The organism is Modestobacter sp. VKM Ac-2977 (genome assembly GCF_026968045.1).
GTDB lineage: Bacteria > Actinomycetota > Actinomycetes > Mycobacteriales > Geodermatophilaceae > Modestobacter.
In genome coordinates, this window is sequence record NZ_JAPVBQ010000001.1 from 1,111,332 (window position 1) to 1,134,399 (window position 23,068).

A 23,068-nucleotide genomic window follows, 5' to 3' on the forward strand; every position below is an offset into this window, starting at 1 on the left:
GGAGCCGGTACGTTTCTGGATCATGCACGCGTTCGACGTCCTCGGCGACCCTCGACGCCGGCGCATCCTGGAGCTGCTCGCCGACGGCGAGCAGACCTCTGGCGCGATCACGGACGTGCTCCGGGCTGAGTTCGCGATCTCCCAGCCGGCTGTCTCACAGCATCTGCGCGTGCTGCGTGACAGCGGTTTCACCTCGGTGCGAGCTGAGGGCGCTCGCCGGTTCTACGCCGTCGAACCCGCGGCGCTGAGCGAGGTCGACGCATGGCTGGACCGCTTTCGCCGGTTCTGGGAACAACGCCTCGACGCCCTGGGGACCGAGCTGGCCCGGGGCAAGCGTGCAGCTCGGCCTGCGACTGGCGGGGAGCCCCCACGACCGGCCGAGTCCGGCACCGATGCGGACGCGACCGATCCTTCAGCGAGGGGGACGTGACATGAAGGACGTACTGGACGAACTGGCTGCCGCGCGCCGGGCTGTGGGCAGAGGCAGCGTGCCTGCCGGCGACGCGTACACCGTCGAGGTGCGGCGTCGATACGAAGCGCAGATCGACGACGTCTGGGATGCCCTCACCAACCCCGAGCGGCTGCATCGCTGGTTGAGACCGGTCACCGGGGACCTGCGGCTCGGTGGGGAGTTCGAGCTGGACGGTGGTGAGCACGGCGAGATCCTCCGGTGCGAGCCGCCGCGTCTGTTGAAGGTGTCCTGGCTCTACGGGCCGGACGCCGACGCGTGGCCCGGCACGAGCGAAGTGGAAGTGCGCCTGCTCCCGGGCCCCACCGGCGACACCGCATTCGAACTGGTCCACGCAGCGGTCGTCGAGGAGCCCCTCTTCCCGACCTACGGCCCCGGCGCCGGCGGCGTTGGCTGGGACCTGGCTCTCCTCGCCCTGGCCCAGCTGTTGGCCGATGGAGAGGCCGCCGACCACGAGGGGGTCCAGAAGTCGCCCGAGGGGCGGGAGTTCATCCGGCGCAGCGCCGCTGCCTGGGGACAGGCTCACCTGGCCGCCGGCGGCGAACCGGAGCACGTCGCGGCGGCAGTCGAGGCCACCACCGAGTTCTACGCACCCGACCCGACCTGACATCCCCGCTGCGGTCGGCTGACCAGCATCCCTGGCGCTCGAACCGCCGATGAGAACGGTCGATCTCGACGGATCTCAGACCTCCGTCGAGGAGCCGGACGAATGGCACAAACGGCATGTCGTCCCACACTTGAGGAGCACGAGCCATGAAGCAGACCAACTCGATCCGGATCGCCCTGCCGCGGGAGGGCGTGGCCCAGCTGCTCGCCGACCCGGCACATTTCCCGAAGTGGCTGCGGGGCCTGGTGCTGCACGAGCCGGTGAGTGGGACACACGGGCAGCTCGGGACCAGGTCGCGGGTCGTGATGCAGTCGGGGCAACGGGAGATGGAACTCACCGAGACGATCACACGCCGGGAGCCGGCAGACCTGCATGAGATCCCCACAGGGATCGTCGTCCACTTCGACCGCGAGGTCGTCGGCGCGGGCATGTGGAGCGTCGTACGCGACCGGCTGACCGAAGCCGATCCAGAGACGACGCTCTGGGAGAGCGAGAGCGAGTACCGGTTCAACGGTCTGCTGATGCGACTGGTGGGGCTGCTCATGCCCGGCTCTTTCCGCAAGCAGGCGCAACAGCACATGCAGGACTTCAAGGAGTTCGCCGAACAGGGGAAGGACGTCCGCGACGGGCAGAACTGATCTGCCGCAATCAGCACCGAAGGTCTTCGACGACGATCGGCAGCTGTTCGACGCGCCCGGTCACGGGATCACCAGGGCGTGATCACGATCGGGGACTGGCGCTCCCACGTTCGGGTTTCTGGTGAGCGATTCCACGCCACCGGCACTCCGGAGGACGTGCTCACCGAGGAGTGCGTGCGCGCCGTCTTCGGCCTGGACAGCAAGGTGATCGTCGACACCACCTCGGGCAAGCCGCTGATGCTGCCGATGGGCCGCCACCACACCGCCCCGCGCGCCGACGTCCTGCAGGGCACACCCGGGAGCTGACGGTCTCGAGGCCGTCAGGTCGCGGGCGGCAGTGCCGGCCGCGGGGGACTTCGATGGGCAACTGGGCCCCGTCGCCCGAGGTCTGTGGGTCGTACCCCGGCGCACCGCCGTGCTCCGGGACGTCCACACCTCGGGGCGGTTACGCACTGTTGCGAGTCATGCGCGGACGGCGATTCCGGTTGCAGTCTCAACTACCGACCCATGGTCGTCAACAGCTACACTGTGTGACTAAGGACGGGGTTTCAGTCCGAAGTTGCGCCGCTAGGCTCACTCTCTGTGGTTACGCACATTGATCGTTCCATTGCAAAGAGTGACGAGACAGCCCGGCACCTGAGTCGGAGGTACCGCTACCAGGGCAATCGAGTCCGCGACGATGCCATCACCGTTGCGCCGAACCCGTGGCTGATCACCGCGCTGTTCGTCGTCATCCTCGTCGCCGCCCTGGCCTGGTTCGACTGGCGCGGCACTCCTGGGTGGACCGTCTACGGCACGGCCGTGGCCGTGCTCCTCGGCGGGAAGCTGCTGCTGTCCCTGCTGCCCGCCCGCCGATGGAAACGCCCCCCGGACCTGCGCGTCGCCGTGGTCGTCCCGTTCTACAACGAGGACCCGGCGATCCTCAGCCGTGCCCTGGCGAGCATCGACGCCCAGACGCACGTCCCCACCGCGGTCTACATCGTCGACGACGGGTCGACGCTCCCCGACGCTCGGCGAGTGGCCCAGCTGTGGGCGGCGACTCGTCCGCACGCCACCGTCGTCCATCAGCCCAACGCAGGTAAGCGCGAGGCGATGGGGCAGGCGTTCCGTGCCCTCGCCGACCAGGTGGACGTGTTCGTGTGCGTCGACTCCGACACCGTCCTGGAAGCCGACGCCATCCGGAGAGGGCTGGCCCCGTTCTCTGATCCAGAGACCGCCGCCGTCACGGGCACCGTGGTTGCTCTGAACCAGGATGAGGGTCTGCTGCCCCGCCTGCTGGACCTGCGGTACGTGAACGCCTTCCTGTACGAGCGGGCCGCCTACTCGCGTCTGGGGTCCGTGCTCTGCGTGTGTGGGTCGCTGGCGTTCTGGCGGGCCGCCATCGTCAAGGAGCACCTGGACGAGTTCCTGGGGCAGACGTTCCTGGGGGCGCCGGCCGTCGCGGGGGACGACCGACACCTCACGAACCTGTCGCTGCTGCACGGCAACGTGGTGCTGGCTCGTGGGGCGGTGGCTCGGACGGCCGTCCCGGAGAAGAGCGGACACCTGATCCGGCAGCAGATTCGGTGGGGCAAGTCGTTCTTCCGCGAGTCCTGGTGGGCGCTGACACACCTGTCGCCGCGGCGGGTGGCGTGGTGGCTCACCGCTGTCGAGTCGGTGTCCTGGGCCGGTTTCACCGTCGGCCTGCTGATGACCGCGTTCGTCATCCCGGCGTTCACGGGGCAGGTGCTGCTGATCGACTACCTGGGGTGGATCGTGCTCGCCGGCTACGGCCGGTCGGTGCACGTGTTCAGTGTTCAGCGGCCGGACTGGTCGCGGTGGCAGCAGGCCGGCGCCTTCCTCCTTGCTCCCGCCTACGGGATGCTGCACGTGCTGGTGCTGCTGCCACTGAGGCTGTACTCCCTGGCCACGCTGCGGCAGAGCGCCTGGGGGACCCGTGCCGCGGTCGAGGTGCAGGCGGCTCCGGTGGCCCCCGCGTCAGCGAACGTGGTCGCTGTGCAGTCGGAGGATCAGTTCCTGAGCCCGGCGGTCGCCCACTGACATCGAAGCCCTCGTTCTGCACACGCGGCTGAGCGGGGGCCGTCCTCCAGGGCGTGCCAACCCTGTCGCCGACGCGCGGAGCACGGGGGAGCGGTGGATCGAGTGGTGGGGCGGGTGGGGCTCGAACCCACGACCCAGGGATTATGAGTCCCATGCTCTGACCGGCTGAGCTACCGCCCCAGGGCGTTCACGCTAGCGGTCGCCCTCACTCGCTCGGCACGGTGCTGCCGAGCACGCGCCCCTCGGCGTCCAGCGCCTCGACGGCCAGGTACGCCGGGTCGCCGTCCACCGGCAGGCGGGTCTCGAACCCGGACCGAGCGACCGGCTCCCCGGCCTCCGCTGCCACCTCGTCCTCCCCGGCGACCAGGCGCCAGGAGGCGACCTCGGTCGCACCGTTCCAGCTGACGTGCACGGCGCCGTCGGCAAGCACCGCGTCCGGCGGGTCCGCCGGCGTCGCGCTCCACTCGGCTCGGTAGGCGCGGTAGTTGTCGCCGCTGCCCAGTGCGGCGTCCCAGAGCAGCGTGCCGTCGGCGTCGAACTCCGAGTAGTACGGCCGCGACCCCCACCCGATGAAGACGTTGCCGTTCGGCAGCACCTCCAGGCTGCCCTGGCTGCCGGCCAGCCGGTCGGGGTCGGGCGGCAGGTACTCGGTCAGCAGCGTCGCGGTCTTGGCCTGCTCGTCGAGCGCCAGTCGCAGCCCGCGCGAGGTCGGGCCGATGTCCGGCTCGGACTGGTTGTCGAACAGCGTCAGCGTGCCGTCGGCCTGCCGCTCCGCATCGTGCTGCCAGGCGAACTCCACTCCGTCACCGAGCTCGAAGTCGCTCTCCTCGCCGCCCAGCGTCCACAGCACCTCGCCGGACCCCCGGTCGACGTCGTAGACCCCCCAGGTGTTGCGCGCTGAGATGAGCAGCGACCCGTCGGCGTCCTCGGCGACCGAGTTGACGTGGAAGTAGTCGAACGGCTCGTCCTCGGTGCCGACGTCGTCGGAGAACTCGCTCTTGGTCGCCTCCAGCGGCACGTGGTCCAGCGATCGCCAGGAGAACAGCACCTCACCGGTCTCGACGTCGACCTCCTGGACGACGTTGTCCCACACCCAGCCGTCCTCGGGGCCGCCGACCGGGGTGAGGTCGATCTGCTCCTTGACGTAGGCGGCGATCAGCGCGGTGCCGTCGGAGGTGAGCCGCCCCTCGTGGATGTCGGCCTGCCCCGGCTCGACGTCGCCGCCGGTGGTGATCGTGGCGATCTCCCGGTACGAGTCGTCGACGACGACGAACTCCCCGAGCCCCATCCCGACCACCGGGCTGGTGCCCTGCCACCAGGTCAGCACCGGCTCGCCGTCGAGCTCCTGCACGCGGACGTCGTAGCTGCGGCTCTCGGTCGGGTGGATCCAGATCGGCTCGCCCGTCTCGTCGACGATCAGCACCCCGTTGAGCGGCGCGCCGTCGCTCTTCGGTCCGAGCAGGACGACCGACCCGTCCGCCTCCGGTGCGGCCGCCGCCGGAGTGATCTCGATGTCGGGGGCGGTGAGGTCGGGGCGGCTGACGTACGCCGGCACGGCGGGCCCGACCGAGACCTCGGCCTCCTCCTCCGCCGCGCCGCCGTCCGTGCCGCAGCCGGCGACGAGAGCCAGTGATGAGATGCTGGCGCACATCGCGAGGGGCAGGGACCGGGTCCGCGGCATGCGGGGATCCTCGCAGTGGCCAGGGATCCTCGCAGGCGCTGCGACACCGTGGACATCTCCTGCCCAGAATGTCCACGTGTCGCGTCAATCGATGCTCTGACCTGCTGGATCATCCGTCTCGTTGGACCACTCCAGTCCCAGACGTCTCATCTGGACCGCTCCGCACTGGCGCAGCAAGGTCACGATCAGGCAAACTGTCGATCGGTTGCTCCTGGAGCCGCCGAGGTACGAATGCAGTCATCGCGCGACAGGTCCGTTGGGGAAGACGAACCAGTCGAGTCGATGGAGGTGCGCCGTGCAGCGACGGTCAACCCAGGGTGTCGTCTTCGTGCACGCGTGCCCGAAGGCGCTCTGCCAGCACGTCGGATGGGCGCTCGAGAGCGTTCTCGGCGCGCCGGTGTCTTTGTCATGGGCTGACCAGCCCGTGGCGCACGGGGCCTACCGTGCCGAGATCGCCTGGACGGGCGCCCCCGGCACAGGGGCCAAGCTCGTCGCTGCCCTCAAGCAGTGGCCGATGCTGCGCTTCGAGGTCACCGAAGAGGCCAGCCACGGCAACGACGGCGAGCGCATGTCCTACGTGCCCGGGCACGGCGTGCACCGGTCGCCGGTCAGCGCCAACGGCGACCTGGTCATCAGCGAGCAGCAGTTGCGGCACCTGGCCGCGACCGCCACCTCGGTGGAGGCCTTCCGGCACGGCGTCGACGCCCTGCTCGGCTCAGCCTGGGACGCAGACCTCGAGGCCTACCGCTACGCCGGTGACGCCACCCCGGCCACCTGGCTGCACCAGGTCGTCTGAGGACCTGCTCGCCACACTCGTGAGCGCGGCGGACAGTGGGAGCGGACGGCGTCCTGACTCGACCGCCGTCTGCTCGTCCTCCCGCACCGTGTGGGCACCCACCCCACGGCAGACCGCGCGGTAGGTCCCCCCGCGATCAGGTCACCTGATCCCGGGGCGAACACGCACAACGGCCCGGCACCCTCCGCGGAGGGTGCCGGGCCGCTGTGCGTGCTGGGCTCAGAGCGGGATGTTGCCGTGCGCTCCCCGGCCGGAGGGCGCCTGTGCCAGCGCGGCGACCAGCCGGCGCTTGGTCTGCGCCGGCTCCACGACCTCGTCGACGACGCCGATCTCGCGGGCGCGGTTGACCCCGCCGGCGATCCGCTCGTGCTCGGCGGCCAGCTGGGCGTGCAGCGCCTCGCGCTCACCGGGCGGGGCAGCGGCGAGCTTCTTGCGGTGCAGGATGCCGACGGCGGCCTTCGCTCCCATCACGGCGACCTCGGCGCCCGGCCAGGCGAACACGGCGGTGGCGCCCAGCGAGCGGGCGTTCATCGCGATGTAGGCGCCGCCGTAGGACTTGCGGGTCACCAGCGTCACCCGCGGCACCACGGCCTCGGCGAAGGCGTGCAGCAGCTTGGCGCCGCGGCGCACCACGCCGTCCCACTCCTGGCCGACGCCGGGGAGGTAGCCGGGGACGTCGACCAGCACGACCAGCGGCACCCCGAAGGCGTCGCACATCCGGACGAAGCGGGCCGCCTTCTCCGCCGACGCGGAGTCCAGGCAGCCGCCCAGCCGCAGCGGGTTGTTGGCGATCACGCCCACGGTCCGGCCGGCCAGCCGACCCAGCGTGGTCACCACGTTGGGTGCGAACCGCGGGTGCAGTTCCAGCCCGGGGCCGTCCAGCAGCGAGGCGACCAGCGGCTTGACGTCGTAGGCCCGGTTGCGCTGCTCGGGCAGCAGCGCCATCAGGTCGACGGCGGGCTCCTCGGCGGCCGGGGCGAAGGTGCCCTGGGCGGCGAGCAGGTCGACGGCCTGGCGGGCGGTCTCCAGGGCCTCGGCCTCGGTGTCGGTGACCACGTGCACGACACCGGAGCGCCGGCCGTGGGTGTCCGGGCCGCCCAGCTGCTCCTGGTCGACGACCTCACCGGTGACCGAGCGGACGACGTCCGGGCCGGTCACGAAGACCCGCCCGGCCGGGCCCATGATCACCAGGTCGGTCAGCGCCGGCCCGTAGGCCGCCCCACCCGCGGCCGGGCCGAGGACGACGGAGACCTGCGGCACCCGCCCCGAGGCGCGCACCATCGCGGCGAACACCTCACCGACCGCGTGCAGGGCGGTGACGCCCTCGGCCAGCCGCGCACCGCCCGAGTGCCAGATCCCGACGACCGGCACCCGCTCCCGCAGGGCGGTGTCGATCGCGTCGACGATGTGCCGGCAGCCGTCCAGGCCCATGGCACCGCCCATGATCGTGGCGTCGGTGCAGTAGGCGACGGCGGGGGAGCCGGCCACGGTGCCCCGGGCGGCGAGCGCCCCCGAGGTGTCCCGGGCCGACAGCAACTGCATCGAGCCGGGGTCGAAGAACCGGGCGAGCCGGTCCTCGGGGTCCCGCGGGTCGACGGTCGGAGTGGTCGGCGGGGCGACGGAGACGGTGGTCATGAGCAACTCCTCGAAGCGCGGGTCGGGAGGGTGCGGCCGCGCTGCAGGGTCCCGCTGCGAGGTCGCGCCTGGTGGGGGGCAGCGGGGTCCTGCATCACGCCGTCGTGAACACCAGGGCCATGTTGTGGCCGCCGAAGCCGAACGAGTCGTTCAGCGCGGCGGAGAAGGTCGCCTTCCGCGGTTCGCGGCGGACGATGTCGAGGGCCTGGACGGCGGCGTCGTCGTCGGGGTCGTCGAGGTTGGCGGTCGCGGGCACGATCTGCTCGCGCAGCGCCAGGATCGAGAACACCGACTCCAGTGCACCGGCCGCGCCGAGCAGGTGCCCGGTCTGGCTCTTGGTGGCGGTGACCAGCGGGTGCTCGCCGATCGCGTCGCGGATCGCCGCAGCCTCGGCGGTGTCGCCGATGGGGGTGGAGGTGGCGTGGGCGTTGACGTGGCCGATGTCGGCCGCGGTCAGCCCGGCGTCCCGGATGGCGGCGGTGATCGCCCGCCCGGCGCCCTCGCCCTCGGGGTGCGGGGCGACGAGGTCGTAGCCGTCGGCGGTGCCGCCGGCGCCGGCCAGCCGGGCGTGGATCTTAGCGCCGCGCGCCGTGGCGGCGTCGGCGCGCTCGAGGACGAGGGCGGCAGCGCCCTCGCCGAGCACGAAGCCGTCGCGGCCCTTGTCGAACGGGCGGGAGGCGCGCTCGGGCTCGTCGTTGCGGGTGGTCATCGCGCGCATCGCGGAGAAGCCGGCCATCGGCAGCGGGTGGATGCAGGCCTCGGTCCCGCCGACGACGACCATGTCGGCGCGGTCCAGCCGCAACAGGTCCAGGCCCCAGCGGATGGCCTCGGCCCCGGACGCACAGGCGCTCACCGGGGCGTGCACCCCTGCCCTGGCACCGACGGCGAGGCCGACGGCCGCGGCCGGGCCGTTGGGCATGAGCATCGGGATGGTGAACGGGGAGACCCGCTTGGGCCCCTTGCTCCCGAGGATGTCGTTCTGGTCGAGCAGGGTCACCGCACCGCCGATGCCGGTGCCGAACACGACCGCGACCCGCAGGGGGTCGACGCCGGAGTCGGCGCCGGCGGCGTCGCGCCAGGCCTCCTCGGCGGCGATCACGGCGACCTGCTGGCTGCGGTCCAGCCGCCGGATCCGTACCCGGTCGAGCACGTCGGCCGGCTCGGTGGACAGCCGGGCGACGAGCTGGGCCGGGAACTCCTTGGCCCAGTCGTCGGTGATCCGGCTGACCCCGGACCGGCCGGCCAGCAGCGCCTCCCAGGTGGAGGCCACGTCGCCACCGAGGGGCGTGGTGGCGCCGAGCCCGGTGACGACGACGTCAGCGGTGGGGGTGCTCATGGACGTTCCTCCTGGTAGTAGCTGGGCCTGGCCGGACGGCCGGGTGGTGGAGCTGGTCGGCCACCCTTCAGGCGCCCGCGTGGGGGGAAGGGTGGTCCTTCCTCAGCCCTGGTTCTTCTCGATGAAGGAGATCGCGTCGCCGACGGTCTTGATGTTGGCGAGCTCGTCGTCCGGGATCGCGACGCCGAACTTGTCCTCGACGGCGGTGGCGATCTCCACCATCGACAGCGAGTCGACGTCGAGGTCGTCGGTGAAGGACTTCTCGGGGGTGGCGTCGGCGGGGGCGACCCCGGCCACCTCCTCCAGGATCTCGGCGAGACCGGCCTGGATGTCTGCGGTGCTGGGCACGCGGGGTCCTCTCTCTGGCGTGGGTGGCGGGAGCCCGGGAGGGTCCCCACCTCGTCCGGGACGGGTGTCCCGGGGGTCTGTGGTCGGTCGGGTCGGCGCCTCAGGGGAGGCGCAGCACCTGGCCGGCGAAGGTGAGCCCGGCGCCGTAGCCGAGCACCAGGGCCAGGTCGCCGGACTTGGCCTCGCCGGACTCCATCAGCGCGGTGAGCGCCAGCGGGACGGAGGCGGCCGAGGTGTTGCCCGACTGGACGACGTCGCGGGCGATCACGGTGTCCTCGCCGAAGCCGAGCTTCTTGGCCATCGACTCGATGATCCGCAGGTTCGCCTGGTGCGGGGCGAAGACGTCGATGTCGGCGGCGGTGACGCCGGCCTTCTCCATCGCCTCGACCAGCGTCTGGGTCAGCTTCGTGGTGGCCCAGCGGTAGACGGTCTGACCGGCCATCGTCATGGTCGAGCGGCCGGCGGCGATCTCGATGGCGGTGTACTGGTCACCGTCGCTGCCCCAGGCGACCGGGCCGATGCCGGGCTCGTCGGTCGGGCCCAGGACGGCGGCCCCGGCCCCGTCGGCGAAGATCACCGCGGTGCTGCGATCGGTCTGGTCGGTGACGTCGCTGAGCCGCTCGACCCCGACCACCAGCACGTTGGTGGCCTCGCCGGTGCGGATGGCGTCGGCGGCCACGCTGAGCGCGTAGCAGAACCCGGCGCAGCCGGCGTTGAGGTCGAAGGCGCCGGGGCGGGGGATGCCCAGCCGGTGCGCGACCTGCGGGCCGATGCCCGGGATCGGGGCGGTCAGGCTCGCGCTGGCCACGATGACGAGGTCGATCTGGTCCGGCGCCAGCCCGCTCGCCGCCAGCGCCTTGCCGCCGGCGGCGATGGACATGTCGACCAGCGTCTCGTCCTCCGACGCCCAGCGGCGCTCGGCGATGCCGACGCGGGACTGGATCCACTCGTCGTTGGTGTCCATCACCTGGGCGAGCTCGTCGTTGGTCACCCGGCGGCGGGGGCGGTAGGAGCCCAGACCGAGGATGCTCGCGCCGGGGGCTCCTTCCCGCAGCTTGATGGTGGTCACGCGGACACCTCCGGGTAGAGACGGGCGATCGGGTCACCGGCGTCGACGAGGTCGCCGTCGTGCACGAGCCACTCGGCGAGGACGCCGTCGTAGCCGGTGGAGACGTTGACCTCCTCGCGCCGGCTCTGCACGGAGCCCAGCGGGCTCCCGGCGGGGAGGCGGGTGCCCTCGGGGACCTCGGCCGGGCGCACGGTGCCCCGGACGGGGGAGACCACGACGCGCCAGTCGGGGGAGTGCTCGGCCTCGGCCCGGCCGCGCTCGGCGTCGATCAGCTCGCGGGCGCGGTCCAGGTCGGCGGGGCTGGTCAGCGCGAGCACCTCGATGTCCGAGCCCTTCCACTCGCGCTTGGCCAGGCCGGCCAGTGCGCCGGCGGGCGGCAGCTCCAGCACGGCGGTGACGCCCAGGTCGCGCAGGGTGGCCAGGCAGGCGTCGAAGCGGACCGGGCTGGTGACCTGGCTGACCAGCCGGGAGAGCACCTCGGCGCCGTTGTCGACCGCGGCGCCGTCGGCGTTGGAGAGCAGCAGCCGGCTCGGGTCGGCCGGGCGGAGCCCGCCGATCAGCGCCTCGAGCTCGGCGCGGGCGGAGGCCATGTGGTGGGTGTGGAACGCCCCGGCCACCGACAGCGGCATGATCCGGGCCTTCGTCGGCGGGTCGGCCTTGAGGGCGGCCAGGCCGTCGAGCGGGCCGGCGGCGACGATCTGCCCACCACCGTTGCGGTTGGCCGGCACCAGGCCGTGCTGCTCGAGGGCAGCGAGCACCTCGTCGGGGTCACCACCGAGGACGGCGGACATCCCGGTCGGGGTCTGCGCGCAGGAGCGGGCCATGGCCCGGCCGCGGACGGCGGTCAGCGCGATCGCCGCCTCGACGGAGAGGACACCGGCCAGTGCAGCGGCGGTCAGCTCGCCGACGCTGTGCCCGGTGATCACGACGTCCCGCCCGGCGTGCGGGGAGTGCACCACCGGCCCGGGCATCCCACCGAGCTCGCGGGCGATGAACAGGCTCATCGCGACGACCAGCGGCTGGGTGACCGCGGTGTCCTTGATGGCCTCGGCGTCACCGGTGGTGCCGAGCTCCAGGAGGTCGGCGTCGGCTATCGCACCGGCCCAGCGGAAGAAGGACTCTGCGCCGGGGAGCTCGAGCCAGTCGGTGAGCATCCCGGGCTTCTGGGCACCCTGTCCGGGGGCGAGGACGGCCAACACGTGTTCACCGTGCCAGCCCGGCGGCCTCCGCGGGCTGGCATCGCCCACGAAGATCTGCGACCTCTTCTTGGAGGATCCCTCCAAACGGGGGGCCGGCAACCCGACTCCGAGGCCGCGTGTCGGGCCGAGAGACCACAACGGGCGGCCGCTCAGTGCCAGAGGGAGCGGCCACCCTCGAGCTGCGCGAGGGCCAGTGCCAGCTGCAGCGTCCAGGCTCCCCGGGGGTCGGTGGCCGAGTACCCGGTGAGCTCGGCGGCCCGCTTGAGCCGGTACCGCACGGTGTTGGTGTGCACGAACAGCGCCCGGGCGGTGGCCTCCAGGTTGCCCCCGTTGCCCAGCACGGTGCGCACGGTCTCCAGCACCTCGGCGCCGGCCGCCTGCAGGGGCGCGGCCACCCGGTCGGCCAGCGCGGAGCGGGCCAGCGGGTCGCCGTCCAGCGCCCGCTCGGGCAGCAGGTCCTCGGCCTCGACCGGCCGGGGCGCGCCGGGCCAGGCCGCGGCGGCCCGCAGCCCGGCCAGGGCCACGGTCGCGGACTCCCCGGCGTGGGCCAGCGAGTCGACCCGCGGGCCGAGCACCACCGGGCCGGGGCCGAACTCGCGGCACACCCGGGAGGTGATCTGGGCCAGGTCGGCGGCACCGCCGAGGACGACGACCAGCTCGTCGGCGTGGACCCCGACGAGCACCTCGCAGCCGAGCGACCGGGCCGCGCGGCGGACGGCGGCGCGGGCGTCGTCCTCACCCGGCGGGGCCGAGCCGACCAGGACGACGACCGGCTCGGTCTCCGTCCAGCCCAGGGCCGCGGCCCGGCCGGGCAGCTCGTCGGAACGGTCACCGCGGACCAGGGCGTCGACGACCAGTGCCTCCAGCCGGGCGTCCCAGGCGCCGCGGTTCTCGGCGAAGCTCGCGTAGACGTGGGCTGCGGCGAAGGCGATCTCCCGGCTGAACTGCAGCACGGTCAGCCGCAGCCGGTCGGCGTCGCCGGGCTCGGCGACCTGCTCGACCCGGTCCTCGACCACCTCGACGGTCACCTTGATCAGGTCGACCGATCGCTTGAGCGGCACGGCCTGCATCAGCTCGCGGGGGGCGGCGCCGAAGACCTCCCCGGTCAGCCGCGGCGGCCGGCCGGGGTTGCGGCACCACTCGACCAGCGAGGCGATGCCGGCCTGGGCGACCAGCGTCACCCAGGACCGCTGGCTGGCGGGCATCGCCCGGAACCAGGACAGCTCCTCGTCCATCCGGGCCACCGCCTGGGTGGCCAGGGCGCCCGAGGAGCGCTCGAGCCGGCGCAACGTCGCCTCCGAGGGCTGCGTGCGCACCGGTCCTGCTCCCATCCCACCAGCCTGTCACGGTGCGCCCCGCGTGCGGGATCGTGGAGTGGTGCACACCGCTCCTCCGGGTCACCCCGCCCCCGCCGTCCGCCGCGAGACCGCCCGATGAGCGGGCTGGACTCCCGGGTGCTGCTGGCCCCGGAGGACGGGTCGCTGGGCCCCCTGCTGCGGCTGGCCGACGACCGGCTCGGCGCAGCCGCCGGATACGGACGGCACGCCCACGCCGACGTCGACGTGGTGGCGGTCGTGCTCGCCGGCTCGCTGCGGCACGCCTGGGGGCGCGAGGCCGTGCTGGGGGCCGGCGACGTCGCCGTCCTGCGCGCGGGCCGGGGGCTGGAGCACGACGAGGTCGCCGGCACCGGGGGAGCGCACGTCGTCCAGGCCTACCTGCGGGCCGCCGACCCCGGGGCGCTGCCGGCGCACGACGTGCTGCTGCGGCCGACCGGGTGGGTCGACCTCGGCCGGCCCGACGCCCGGCTCTGGGTCGGCGACGCCGGTGCCGACGTGCCGCCCGGGCTGCGGGTGCTCGTCCGGGACGGCGAGGTGACCGTCGCGCCGGGGGACGGCCCGGTCGAGGGCCCGGCGGCCGTGCTGGTCTGGCAGCTGGACGCCGCCCGGCCGGCCTGGGCGGACTGACCTACCGCAGGTGCTGAGCCCTGCTACAGACTGGCCGCATGCCTGCCGACGCATCCCTCGCCGCTGACCTGCTCGCCGCCGCCCGGGCCGATGCCGAGCGCACCGTGGACCTGCGCCGCCGGCTGCACCGCCAGCCCGAGGTCGGCCTGCAGCTGCCGGCCACCCAGGCGATGGTGCTGGCCGCCCTCGGCGACCTGCCGATCGAGCTGACCACCGGCACCAGCACCAGCTCGGTGGTCGGGGTGCTGCGCGGCGCCCGCCCCGGCCCCACCTACCTGCTGCGCGGCGACATGGACGCCCTGCCGCTGACCGAGACCACCGGGCTGCCGTTCGCCTCCGAGGTGCCCGGGGCGATGCACGCCTGCGGGCACGACACCCACGTCGCCATGCTGGCCGGCGCCGCGCGGCTGCTGGCCGAGCGCCGGGACAGCCTCGCCGGGCAGGTGGTGTTCATGTTCCAGCCGGGGGAGGAGGGCCACCACGGCGCCCGCTTCATGCTGGAGGAGGGGCTGCTCGACGTCGTCCCCGATGCCCCGGTCAGCGGCGCGTTCGCGCTGCACATCTCCACGGTGTTCCCGACCGGCACGATCAACGTCCGGGCCGGCGCCATGATGGCCTCGGCCGACCAGTTCCGGATCATCGTGCACGGCCGCGGCGGGCACGCCTCGACCCCGCACCTGGCCGCCGACCCGGTGCCGGTCGCCGCCGAGATCGTGCTGGCGCTGCAGGCGATGGTCACCCGCCGGGTCGACGTCTTCGACCCGGCCGTGGTCACGATCGGGCACCTGGAGGCGGGCACGAAGGACAACATCATCCCGCCGTCCGCGGTCATGGACGGCACGATCCGCACCCTCTCGCCGGAGCGGCGGGCCGACGTCCTGGCCTCGGTGCAGCGGGTCGCCGAGCACGTCGCCGCCGCCCACGACCTGCGGGCGGAGTTCGTCCGGGTCGAGGGCTACCCGGTGACCGTCAACGACGCCGAGGTGGCCGCCCAGGTGACCGCGGCGGCCGCGCAGCTGCTGGGCGAGCAGGCCAGCGCCGTCATGGCGGCGCCGCTCATGGGCGCGGAGGACTTCTCCTACGTGCTGGAGCAGGTGCCCGGCGCGATGGCCTTCCTGGGCGCCTGCCCGCCGGACCTCGACCCGGCGACCGCGCCGGGCAACCACTCCGACCTGGTCGTCTTCGACGAGGACGCCCTCCCGGCCGGGGTGGCCATGTACGCCCTGATGGCGGCCCAGGCTCTCGCGGGCTGACGCATCACCTCGGGTCCCGGAGCTCTGCCGCGGCCCGGAGCGCCCGGGCCGCGGCGGGCGGGTCGTCGGCGGCGAACCGCACGGCCTCCACCGTGGCGGTGCCCCGGCCCAGGCCGATCGTGGTGGGCCCGGTCAGCCGCACCTCCACACCCGTCGAGCCCGAGATCCCCAGCACCAGCTCCGCGTCGGCCACCGAGATCGTCCGGTCCGGTGCCGGTCGGCGGCGGACGGCGACCGAGGCCACCCGGTCCAGCGGCACCCGGACGTCGGCGAACGTGGCCGAGCGCAGCCGCAGCACCTCCTCGGTCACCACGTGCGGGCGGACGACGTTGGCGGCGGCCACCCCGGCGAGGAACAGCAGGGTCCAGACCCCGGCGACCAGGAGCACCCACCGCACGGTGGCCCAGGGCACGGCCAGCTCGACGACGGCCAGCTCGACCACCGCGAGCCCCAGGAACGCGACGGTGATCGGGCGCAGGTCGCGGTCGTAGGGGATCGCGACCGCCCCCGGCGGCACCCCGTGCCGGCGGTGGCGTGCCAGCAGCACCAGCGACGACCACAGCCGCAGCTCGTGGTGCACCGCGGTGGCGATCGGGCCGGGCAGCACCGTGCGGAGGGCCTCGTCGAGCGCCTCCTCCGCCTCGGCTCCGGCCGTCCGCGCCTGCCGGTACCGCCGACGGGCGGCGACCAGCTGCCCGGCCACGGTCAGCGCGAGGAACGCCTCCACCAGGACGAACAGCAGGGCGGCCCGACCGAGGGAGAGCCGGCCCCCGACGACCAGCACCACCTCGACCAGCAGCACCGCCGGTGCGGCCCACCTCAGGGCGCGCACGTCGGCCACCCCCGTCCTGCCAGCTCGACGCACCGGCGCTGGGCCGGGGAGAGCGAGGCGAGGAAGGCCTCCCACGCCGTCCCGTCGTCCTCGACCGGCGGGCCGGTCGGGCCCGGGAAGAGCTCCGGGCCCAGCGCGCGCAGCTCCGCGGCCACCTCGGCGACCGCCGGGTCGGCCGGTGCCGCACGGGCCAGTGCCTCGAACCGCTCCGACCAGGCACTGATCCGGTCGACCGTGGTGGGGTCGGCGAGGACGGCCCGATAGCGATCGGCGATGCCGCTGAACTGCTCCGCACCCCCAGCGGTCTCCAGCAGTTCGAGCAGGTCCCGTTCCCGGGCGAGCTGGTCGGGAGCCGCGCCGGGCGCTGCGGCGGTCAGGTCGCGCAGCAGGGCGGCCACCTGCTCGGAGGTCGTCAGGTCCTCCCGGGCGAGGAGGTCGGCGAGCTGCCGGCGACGGGCGTCGATGGCCGCGGCCTGCTGGGTCAGGTCGGCGTCCAGGGCGAGCAGGGCGTCGCGGACGCCGGTCGGCCCGGCTCCCGGCTCGCCGGCCAGCGCGGCGGCGACCTCCGGCAACGGCAGGCCGAGCCCGACCAGCCGACGCACGCGGAGGAGCCGCGCCGCGTCGTGCGCGTCGTAGTCGCGGTAGCCGTTGGCCCGGCGGCGGGGCTCGGGGAGCAGGCCGACGGAGTGGTAGTGCCGGATCGTCCGCGTCGTCGTCCTCGCCAGCCTGGCCAGCGCACCGATGCTCACCACGGGGTCAGGATGGACCTTGCCGCTACGTCAAGGTCAACACGACGGACGGCCCGCCCCCCGGATCGGGGAGGCGGGCCGTTCGGTCGTACCGGAGCTCGTCGGCGACTACGCCTCGGGCTGCTGCTCCGGGGCGGTGCTGGTGTCGGCGGGAGCCGCCTGCACCTCGCCGATCTGGTACTTCTCGACCGCCTGCCGGACGACGTCGCGCTCGACCTCACCGCGCTGGGCGAGCGAGGCCAGCGTGCGCACGACGATCGACTCGGCGTCGACCCGGAAGTGCCGGCGCAGCGCCGGGCGGGTGTCGGACAGGCCGAACCCGTCGGTGCCCAGCGACGTCAGGCCGCCCGGGACGAACGGGGCGAGCAGGTCCGGTACCGCCTTCATCCAGTCCGAGACCGCGATGACCGGGCCGGGGACGTCGGTGAGCTGCTGGGTGACGTAGGGGACCTTGGGCTCCTCCGCCGGGTTCAGCAGGTTCCACTCCTCGGCCTGGACCGCCTCGCGGCGCAGCTCGTTCCAGGAGGTCACCGACCAGACGTCGGCCGAGACGTTCCAGTCCTGGGCCAGCAGCTCCTGCGCCCGCAGCGCCCACGGCACGGCCACGCCGGAGGCCAGCACCTGCGCCTTGGTGCCGTCGGCCACCTGGGGGCCCTCGGCGTAGCGGTACATCCCGGCCAGCAGGCCGGTGACGTCGAGGTCCTCCGGCTCGGCCGGCTGGACGTACGGCTCGTTGTAGACCGTCAGGTAGTACATGACGTCGGGGCTGCGGTGCCCGCCCAGCGGGGCACCCGGGTCCTCGCCGTACATGCGCCGCAGGGCGTCCTTGATGATGTGCCCGAGCTCGAAGGAGAACGCCGGGTCGTAGGACACGACCGCCGGGTTGGTCTCCGCGAGCAGCAGCGAGTGCCCGTCCTCGTGCTGCAGGCCCTCGCCGTTCAGCGTGGTGCGCCCGGCGGTGGCACCGAGCAGGAACCCGCGGGTCATCTGGTCACCGGCGGCCCAGAACGAGTCGCCGGTGCGCTGGAACCCGAACATCGAGTAGAAGATGTAGATCGGGATCATCGGCTCGCCGTGCGTGGAGTACGACGTCCCGGCGGCGATGAACGACGCCGCGGAGCCGGCCTCGTTGATCCCCTCGTGCAGGATCTGCCCGGTCGTGGACTCCTTGTAGGCCAGCATCAGCTCGCGGTCGACCGAGGTGTAGTTCTGGCCGTGCGGGTTGTAGATCTTCTTCGTCGGGAAGAGCGAGTCCAGCCCGAAGGTGCGGGCCTCGTCGGGGATCACCGGGACGAAGCGGGGGCCGAGCTCCGGGTCCTTGATGAGCTCCTTGAGCAGCCGGACGAACGCCATCGTGGTGGCGACCTCCTGCTTGCCCGAGCCCCGACGTACGACCTCGAAGGCCTTGTCGTCGGGTGCCTTGAGGGGCTTGGCGGCGTAGCTGCGCCGGGGGATGGACCCGCCCAGCTGACGCTTCCGCTCCATCATGTACTGCATCTCGTCGGAGTCGGCTGCCGGCTTGTAGTACGGCGGCAGGGTCTTGTCCAGCTGCTCGTCGGGGATCGGCAGGTAGAGCCGGTCCCGGAAGTTCGCCAGGTCCTCCGCGGTCAGCTTCTTCATCTGGTGCGTGGAGTTGCGGCCCTCGAAGTGGTTGCCGAGCGTCCAGCCCTTGATGGTCTTGGCGAGGATGACGGTGGGCTGGCCCTTGTGGTCCATCGCGGCCTTGTAGGCGGCGTAGACCTTGCGGTAGTCGTGGCCGCCGCGCTGGAGCTCCCAGACCTCCTTGTCGCTCATCCCCTCGACCAGCTTGCGGGTGCGCGGGTCGCGGCCGAAGAAGTGCTCGCGGACGTAGGCGCCGTCCTCGGCCTTGTAGGTCTGGTAGTCGCCGTCCGGCGTGGAGTTCATCAGGTTGACCAGCGCGCCGTCGCGGTCGGCGGCCAGCAGCTTGTCCCAGCCGCGGCCCCAGATCACCTTGATGACGTTCCAGCCGGCGCCGCGGAAGAAGGACTCCAGCTCCTGGATGACCTTGCCGTTGCCGCGGACCGGGCCGTCGAGCCGCTGCAGGTTGCAGTTGACGACGAAGGTGAGGTTGTCCAGCTCCTCGCGGGCCGCCAGGCCGATCGGGCCGAGCGACTCGGGCTCGTCCATCTCACCGTCGCCGAGGAACGCCCAGACGTGCTGGTCGGAGGTGTCGGCGATGCCGCGGTCGTGCAGGTAGCGGTTGAACCGCGCCTGGTAGATCGCGTTCAGCGGGCCGAGCCCCATCGAGACGGTGGGGAACTCCCAGAAGTCGGGCATCAGCCGCGGGTGCGGGTAGGACGACAGCCCGCCGCCGGGGTGGCTGACCTCCTGCCGGAAGCCGTCGAGCTGGTGCTCGTCGAGCCGGCCCTCGAGGTAGGCGCGGGCGTAGATGCCGGGGGAGGCGTGACCCTGGAAGTAGATCTGGTCGCCGCCGCCGGGGTGGTCCTTGCCGCGGAAGAAGTGGTTGAAGCCGACCTCGTACAGCGATGCCGACGACGCGTAGGACGAGATGTGGCCGCCCACGGCGATGCCCGGGCGCTGCGCCCGGTGGACCATGATCGCGGCGTTCCACCGGATGTAGGCCCGGATCCGGCGCTCGACGTCCTCGTCGCCGGGGAACCACGGCTCCTGCTCCGGCCCGATCGTGTTGATGTAGTCGGTGCTGCGCAACGCGGGGACGCCGACCTGCTGCTCCCGGCTGCGCTCCAGCATCCGGAGCATCAGGTAGCGGGCTCGGCCCCGGCCGGCATGGTCGACGACCGCGTCGAGGGACTCCAGCCACTCCTGGGTCTCGTCCGGGTCGGTGTCGGGGAGTTGGCTGGCCCGCCCGTCGGTGATGACCGCACGGGGGCTGCCGATGGTGCGGGCGGGGTCTCCGTCCGACTGCTGCGTTGCGCTCATGCCCCCATCGTCTCCTGCCGGGGCGGCGCGCGTCACGTCTGCCCCGTGTCGCGTCCCGAGGGACGGGACGGCGGCGCGGCCGCGCAGCCCGGTCGAGGCCTTGCGCCTGCCCCCCGATGCCCTACGCTCCGCTGCAACGGTGGCCCGGACAGCGTGGGCCCGCACCCCGGCGACGTCGGGGGACGGGGCACGCCAGGGGCCGCCCTGCACCCGGGCAGAGGGGGTCGGGTCGAGCTGTTCAGAGGTCCCGACCAGGCAGCGCGGGCCGGGACAGGGCACGATCTCTCCAGGACCATCGCACCGGCGCACTCCGCGACGGGGCGCGCCAGACCGCACAGCAGCACACGAGACAGCCCGGGAGACCGGGCAGCCGAGCACACGGAGGAACAGCAGGGATGAGCGTCGACTCGGGCAGCACCAGCATGGCTGCCCGGCTGGGGATCAAGCCGGGCATGGTCGTGCAGGAGCTCGGCTGGGACGAGGACGCCGACGAGGACCTGCGCGACTCCGTCGTCGAGCTCTCGGGCGGCGAGATGGTCGACGAGGACTCCGACGAGGTGGCCGACGTCGTCCTGCTGTGGTGGCGCGACGAGGACGGCGACCTGATCGACGCCCTCGTCGACTCGATCGCCTCGCTCGCCGAGGACGGCGTCGTCTGGCTGCTCGTGCCGAAGTCCGGGCGCCCCGGCCACGTCGAGCCCGGTGACGTCACCGAGGCCGCCCCCACCGCCGGGCTCGCACAGACCTCCAGCATCTCCGCGGCCAAGGACTGGTCGGGCATCCGGCTGGTCACCCCGAAGGCAGCCCGCTCCCGCCGCTGAACCCGGTCCGGCGCCCGCGCCGGAGGTGGGGCACGATCGCGGCATGAGCCTCTCCGTCGGCGAAGCCGCACCCGAGTTCAGCCTGCCCGACCAGGACAAGCAGGTGGTCTCCCTGGCCGGGCTGCGGGGGGCGCCGGTGCTCGTCGTCTTCTACCCGTTCGCCTTCTCCGGCATCTGCACCGGCGAGCTGTGCCAGCTGCGCGATGAACTGGCCACGTACACCGACGCCGGGGTCCAGGTGGTCGCCATCTCCACCGACCCCACCTTCAGCCTCAAGGCGTTCCGGGCCGAGCAGCAGCTGCCCTTCCCGCTGCTCTCGGACTTCTGGCCCCACGGCGCGGCCGCCCAGGCCTACGGGGTGTTCAACGAGCGGGCCGGGATGGCACTGCGCGGCACGTTCCTGGTGGACGCCGAGGGCACGCTCGTCTTCGCCGAGGTCAACCAGCCCGGTGACGCGCGGGCGCAGTCGGGCTGGAAGGACGCAGTCGGGCAGCTCGTCGCCGCCTGAGCCGCCGTCCCACCGCAGTCCGTCGGGCGGCCAGGGGCAGGGCAGGCTCCCGCTACCCTGGCCGCACGGGCGCGTAGCTCAGCGGGAGAGCTCTCGCCTTACAAGCGAGCGGTCGCAGGTTCGATCCCTGCCGCGCCCACTCTCGGCCGATGGTCTCAGTCGTCGGTGCCGCGGACGCCGGTGCGCCGGCCCGGGGTGGTCGCCCGGATCAGCCGCCGGGCGGCGTCGATCTCCCGGGCCACCGGGGCCAGCACGCCCTCGGCGTGGATCTCGGCGTCGTCGGGGGCGCGGTGCTCGCGCAGGTCCTGCTCCAGCTGCCGGATCGCCTTGCACAGCACCCCGACCTGCGCGGAGTCGGGGGCCGGCTCGCCTGCCCGCATGGCGATGACCGCCTCGGTGACCGCGTCCGACGTCCGCTCCAGCTGCACGATCACCGGCCACCAGGCCGCCGCCCGGGTGCTGATCGGCGGCGGCTCGGCCAGCCGGCGCTGCAGCTGCGTCTGCAGCTCCGTCAGCGCCCGGTAGCTGCCCCGCCGGGCCCGCCGGGTGGCCTCGGGTCCCTGGGTGAACGCGGCGTCGACGAAGCGGTCCAGTGCCAGGGTGGCGCTGCGCAGCGCGTCGTCCAGCGGGGCCCGCCAGGTCTGCGGCCACAGCAGGTAGCCGAACACGAGCACGATCGCGCAGCCGATCAGGGTGTCGATCAGCCGGGCGCCGACCAGCTCGGCGCCACTGGGCGTGGCGAGGTCCAGCAGCAGGATGATCAGCGGCGTCTGGAAGACCGAGAACAGCCCGAAGTTGCCGCTACGGGCCCACGGCAGCGCGCCGGCGGCGAGCGCCAGGGGGAGCAGCACCCAGGCGTCCCGGTGCAGGAAGGTCAGCAGCAGCGAGCCGATCAGGACGCCGAGCAGGGTGCCCGCGCCGCGCTGCACGGCCCGGGTGAACACCGAGCCGTAGTCCGGCTTGAGCACGATCGCCACGGTCAGCAGCACCCAGTAGGGCCGCTCGATCGGCAGCAGCTGGCGGGCGATCTCGGCGACCGTCATGCACAGCGTGAGCCGGACGACGAAGGCCCGGGAGTCGGCGTTGCCCACGGTCCGGTCGAACAGGTCGTGCAGCCGCACCCGCCACTCCGGCTCGGGCCGTACGACCGCTGCCGAGGCCCGCTCCTCCGGGTCGCCGACGACGTTCCACACCAACCGCAGACCGTGCCGGACCGCCCGGCGCGGTGCCGGTGCGTCCTCGACCGGCGGCGGCCGTTCGCCGAGCACCGGACGACGGCTGGTGACGGCGGTGGCCAGGGCGTGCGCCGCGCCGATGTCCCGGGAGTCGGCCGGCACCCCGGCCCGGGCGCTGGCCACGGCTCCCTCCACCAGCGGTGCTGCCGCGTTGAGCACCCCGGCCAGCTCGGCGAGCTCCCGGCTGCGGCCGGCCGAGCGGCTGCGGGCGTGGATGACCCGGTCGTAGCCGGCGTTCAGCGCCAGGGTGAGCTCGCGGCGGGCCTCCTCGGTGCGGTCGGTGCCGATGGCCTCGAGCAGCTCGGCGACCCGGGTGAACACCACCCCCACGGCGGACCGGTCGGGGTCCAGCTGCTCGGTGCGCGCCTGCACCAGGACGGCGAGGGCTCCCCACGCCGCCCCGGCCAGGAAGAACCCGAGCTCGACGCCGGCGGACAGCGGGGTCTCCAGCCCGGAGGAGATCGCGGTGTAGATGAGCAGCTGCAGGGCGCCCAGGGAGAAGGCACCGCTGATCGAGCTCAGCAGCGCGGCGATCGCCGAGACGACGACCATCAGCAGCACCGGCTGCCAGCCGCCGCCGGTGAGGCCGTGCCCGACCAGCAGGCCGACGCCGCCCAGCAGCGAGGCCGCGGAGACCCGGCGCAGCCGCACGCGCAGCGGGCCCGACTGCGGTGCCAGCGTCGCGGCCAGCGAGCCCATGGTGGCGAACACCCCGGCGCCCAGCGCCGGGCCCTCGACACCGCCGACGGCCAGGGCGACGGCCAGCGGGGCGGGGATGACCAGGGCGAAACGGGTGACGTCGCGCCACGGCACGCCCGCCGGACTGGTGCGCACCAGCTCCTCGAGCCAGGCCGGCGCCCGCAACCCCCGCTCCGCCACGGGGGCAGCCTCCCACCCGGGCGCGGCGCGCCGGGCCAGGACGTCGCACACTGGACGCCGTGCCGTGCCCGGGAGCCCACCGCCGCA

21 protein-coding genes and 2 tRNA genes are annotated in these 23,068 nt (G+C 73.3%); 11 read left to right on the forward strand and 12 right to left on the reverse strand.

From position 1 onward, the window contains the following. Positions 1 to 22: 22 nt before the first annotated feature. The 5 genes from O2V63_RS05440 to O2V63_RS05460 all read left to right on the forward strand — a co-directional run bounded on the left by O2V63_RS05440 (position 23) and on the right by O2V63_RS05460 (position 3,754). Positions 23 to 430 carry an ArsR/SmtB family transcription factor gene (locus O2V63_RS05440; RefSeq protein WP_269166532.1) on the forward strand — a complete coding sequence of 136 codons (408 nt, stop codon included), beginning with the start codon at positions 23 to 25 and terminating at the stop codon, positions 428 to 430. A gap of 1 nt (position 431) precedes the next feature. Continuing rightward, complete coding sequence (locus tag O2V63_RS05445) at positions 432 to 1,076, forward strand: SRPBCC domain-containing protein (RefSeq protein ID WP_269166533.1); 645 nt, start codon at positions 432 to 434, stop codon at positions 1,074 to 1,076. Positions 1,077 to 1,222: 146 nt separating this feature from the next. Then, positions 1,223 to 1,714, forward strand: a complete 492-nt coding sequence (locus tag O2V63_RS05450) for an SRPBCC family protein (RefSeq protein ID WP_269166534.1) — start codon at positions 1,223 to 1,225, stop codon at positions 1,712 to 1,714. 156 nt (positions 1,715 to 1,870) lie between these two features. Further along, positions 1,871 to 2,020, forward strand: a complete 150-nt coding sequence (locus tag O2V63_RS05455) for a hypothetical protein (RefSeq protein WP_269166535.1) — start codon at positions 1,871 to 1,873, stop codon at positions 2,018 to 2,020. Between the two features lie 276 nt (positions 2,021 to 2,296). Next, positions 2,297 to 3,754: a glycosyltransferase gene (locus O2V63_RS05460; protein ID WP_269166536.1), complete on the forward strand. Its 1,458-nt coding sequence runs from the start codon at positions 2,297 to 2,299 to the stop codon at positions 3,752 to 3,754. A gap of 103 nt (positions 3,755 to 3,857) precedes the next feature. Here the strand turns inward: O2V63_RS05460 and O2V63_RS05465 are convergent. Together O2V63_RS05465 and O2V63_RS05470 are read right to left on the reverse strand one after the other, a co-directional pair. Beyond that, a tRNA-Ile gene (locus tag O2V63_RS05465) sits at positions 3,858 to 3,934 on the reverse strand. A 25-nt stretch (positions 3,935 to 3,959) separates the two neighbouring features. Beyond that, positions 3,960 to 5,435, reverse strand: a complete 1,476-nt coding sequence (locus O2V63_RS05470; protein WP_269166537.1) for an arylsulfotransferase family protein — start codon at positions 5,433 to 5,435, stop codon at positions 3,960 to 3,962. 328 nt (positions 5,436 to 5,763) lie between these two features. On the opposite strand from O2V63_RS05470, the gene O2V63_RS05475 reads away from it, so the two are divergent. Next, a complete protein-coding gene (locus tag O2V63_RS05475; protein ID WP_269162376.1) occupies positions 5,764 to 6,231 on the forward strand; it encodes a DUF3145 domain-containing protein in 468 nt (155 codons plus the stop codon). Positions 6,232 to 6,450: 219 nt separating this feature from the next. Here O2V63_RS05475 and O2V63_RS05480 read toward each other — a convergent pair whose 3' ends face one another. The 6 genes from O2V63_RS05480 to O2V63_RS05505 form a co-directional block, all read right to left on the reverse strand. Then, positions 6,451 to 7,866, reverse strand: a complete 1,416-nt coding sequence (locus tag O2V63_RS05480; RefSeq protein ID WP_269166538.1) for an acyl-CoA carboxylase subunit beta — start codon at positions 7,864 to 7,866, stop codon at positions 6,451 to 6,453. Between the two features lie 94 nt (positions 7,867 to 7,960). Beyond that, positions 7,961 to 9,202, reverse strand: a complete 1,242-nt coding sequence (locus O2V63_RS05485) for a beta-ketoacyl-[acyl-carrier-protein] synthase family protein (protein WP_269166539.1) — start codon at positions 9,200 to 9,202, stop codon at positions 7,961 to 7,963. Between the two features lie 102 nt (positions 9,203 to 9,304). Then, positions 9,305 to 9,550 (reverse strand): acyl carrier protein, encoded by a 246-nt coding sequence (locus O2V63_RS05490; protein WP_166757665.1) that lies wholly within the window; start codon positions 9,548 to 9,550, stop codon positions 9,305 to 9,307. 100 nt (positions 9,551 to 9,650) lie between these two features. Beyond that, a complete protein-coding gene (locus O2V63_RS05495; RefSeq protein WP_269166540.1) occupies positions 9,651 to 10,619 on the reverse strand; it encodes a beta-ketoacyl-ACP synthase III in 969 nt (322 codons plus the stop codon). Further along, positions 10,616 to 11,818 (reverse strand): acyltransferase domain-containing protein, encoded by a 1,203-nt coding sequence (locus O2V63_RS05500; RefSeq protein ID WP_269166541.1) that lies wholly within the window; start codon positions 11,816 to 11,818, stop codon positions 10,616 to 10,618. The genes O2V63_RS05495 and O2V63_RS05500 overlap by 4 nt, the downstream gene beginning before the upstream one ends. A gap of 149 nt (positions 11,819 to 11,967) precedes the next feature. Next, positions 11,968 to 13,134, reverse strand: a complete 1,167-nt coding sequence (locus O2V63_RS05505) for a PucR family transcriptional regulator (RefSeq protein ID WP_269166542.1) — start codon at positions 13,132 to 13,134, stop codon at positions 11,968 to 11,970. A 117-nt stretch (positions 13,135 to 13,251) separates the two neighbouring features. On the opposite strand from O2V63_RS05505, the gene O2V63_RS05510 reads away from it, so the two are divergent. Together O2V63_RS05510 and O2V63_RS05515 are read left to right on the forward strand one after the other, a co-directional pair. After that, positions 13,252 to 13,782: a pirin family protein gene (locus O2V63_RS05510; protein ID WP_269166543.1), complete on the forward strand. Its 531-nt coding sequence runs from the start codon at positions 13,252 to 13,254 to the stop codon at positions 13,780 to 13,782. 38 nt (positions 13,783 to 13,820) lie between these two features. Beyond that, positions 13,821 to 15,035: a M20 metallopeptidase family protein gene (locus O2V63_RS05515; RefSeq protein ID WP_269166544.1), complete on the forward strand. Its 1,215-nt coding sequence runs from the start codon at positions 13,821 to 13,823 to the stop codon at positions 15,033 to 15,035. A gap of 4 nt (positions 15,036 to 15,039) precedes the next feature. Here the strand turns inward: O2V63_RS05515 and O2V63_RS05520 are convergent, their stop codons facing one another. From O2V63_RS05520 to aceE, 3 genes are all read right to left on the reverse strand, one after another. Beyond that, positions 15,040 to 15,867 carry a hypothetical protein gene (locus O2V63_RS05520; protein ID WP_269166545.1) on the reverse strand — a complete coding sequence of 276 codons (828 nt, stop codon included), beginning with the start codon at positions 15,865 to 15,867 and terminating at the stop codon, positions 15,040 to 15,042. Further along, a complete protein-coding gene (locus O2V63_RS05525) occupies positions 15,855 to 16,619 on the reverse strand; it encodes a MerR family transcriptional regulator (protein WP_269166546.1) in 765 nt (254 codons plus the stop codon). Before O2V63_RS05525 ends, O2V63_RS05520 begins: the two co-directional genes overlap by 13 nt. 105 nt (positions 16,620 to 16,724) lie before the next feature. Further along, on the reverse strand, positions 16,725 to 19,538 hold the full coding sequence (gene aceE / locus O2V63_RS05530) for a pyruvate dehydrogenase (acetyl-transferring), homodimeric type (protein ID WP_269166547.1): 2,814 nt from the start codon (positions 19,536 to 19,538) through the stop codon (positions 16,725 to 16,727). A 395-nt stretch (positions 19,539 to 19,933) separates the two neighbouring features. Here aceE and O2V63_RS05535 point away from each other — a divergent pair, with 395 nt between their 5' ends. The 3 genes from O2V63_RS05535 (at position 19,934) to O2V63_RS05545 (ending at position 21,006) form a co-directional block, all read left to right on the forward strand. Then, positions 19,934 to 20,359, forward strand: a complete 426-nt coding sequence (locus O2V63_RS05535; RefSeq protein ID WP_164699990.1) for a DUF3052 domain-containing protein — start codon at positions 19,934 to 19,936, stop codon at positions 20,357 to 20,359. 43 nt (positions 20,360 to 20,402) lie between these two features. Continuing rightward, positions 20,403 to 20,867, forward strand: a complete 465-nt coding sequence (locus tag O2V63_RS05540) for a peroxiredoxin (protein WP_269166548.1) — start codon at positions 20,403 to 20,405, stop codon at positions 20,865 to 20,867. A gap of 67 nt (positions 20,868 to 20,934) precedes the next feature. After that, positions 20,935 to 21,006 (forward strand) — tRNA-Val (locus O2V63_RS05545). A 16-nt stretch (positions 21,007 to 21,022) separates the two neighbouring features. Here the strand turns inward: O2V63_RS05545 and O2V63_RS05550 are convergent. Continuing rightward, positions 21,023 to 22,981, reverse strand: coding sequence for an FUSC family protein (locus tag O2V63_RS05550; protein ID WP_269166549.1), 1,959 nt, complete (start codon positions 22,979 to 22,981; stop codon positions 21,023 to 21,025). Positions 22,982 to 23,068 lie beyond the last annotated feature (87 nt).

Coding starts and splice junctions, on each gene's coding strand:
- O2V63_RS05515 (WP_269166544.1), top strand. CDS start 13,821: ATGCCTGCCGACGCATCCCTCGCCGCTGACCTGCTCGCCGCCGCCCGG.
- O2V63_RS05535 (WP_164699990.1), top strand. CDS start 19,934: ATGAGCGTCGACTCGGGCAGCACCAGCATGGCTGCCCGGCTGGGGATC.
- O2V63_RS05480 (WP_269166538.1), bottom strand. CDS start 7,866: ATGACCACCGTCTCCGTCGCCCCGCCGACCACTCCGACCGTCGACCCG.
- O2V63_RS05540 (WP_269166548.1), top strand. CDS start 20,403: ATGAGCCTCTCCGTCGGCGAAGCCGCACCCGAGTTCAGCCTGCCCGAC.
- O2V63_RS05440 (WP_269166532.1), top strand. CDS start 23: ATGCACGCGTTCGACGTCCTCGGCGACCCTCGACGCCGGCGCATCCTG.
- O2V63_RS05510 (WP_269166543.1), top strand. CDS start 13,252: ATGAGCGGGCTGGACTCCCGGGTGCTGCTGGCCCCGGAGGACGGGTCG.
- aceE (WP_269166547.1), bottom strand. CDS start 19,538: ATGAGCGCAACGCAGCAGTCGGACGGAGACCCCGCCCGCACCATCGGC.
- O2V63_RS05450 (WP_269166534.1), top strand. CDS start 1,223: ATGAAGCAGACCAACTCGATCCGGATCGCCCTGCCGCGGGAGGGCGTG.
- O2V63_RS05485 (WP_269166539.1), bottom strand. CDS start 9,202: ATGAGCACCCCCACCGCTGACGTCGTCGTCACCGGGCTCGGCGCCACC.
- O2V63_RS05445 (WP_269166533.1), top strand. CDS start 432: ATGAAGGACGTACTGGACGAACTGGCTGCCGCGCGCCGGGCTGTGGGC.
- O2V63_RS05470 (WP_269166537.1), bottom strand. CDS start 5,435: ATGCCGCGGACCCGGTCCCTGCCCCTCGCGATGTGCGCCAGCATCTCA.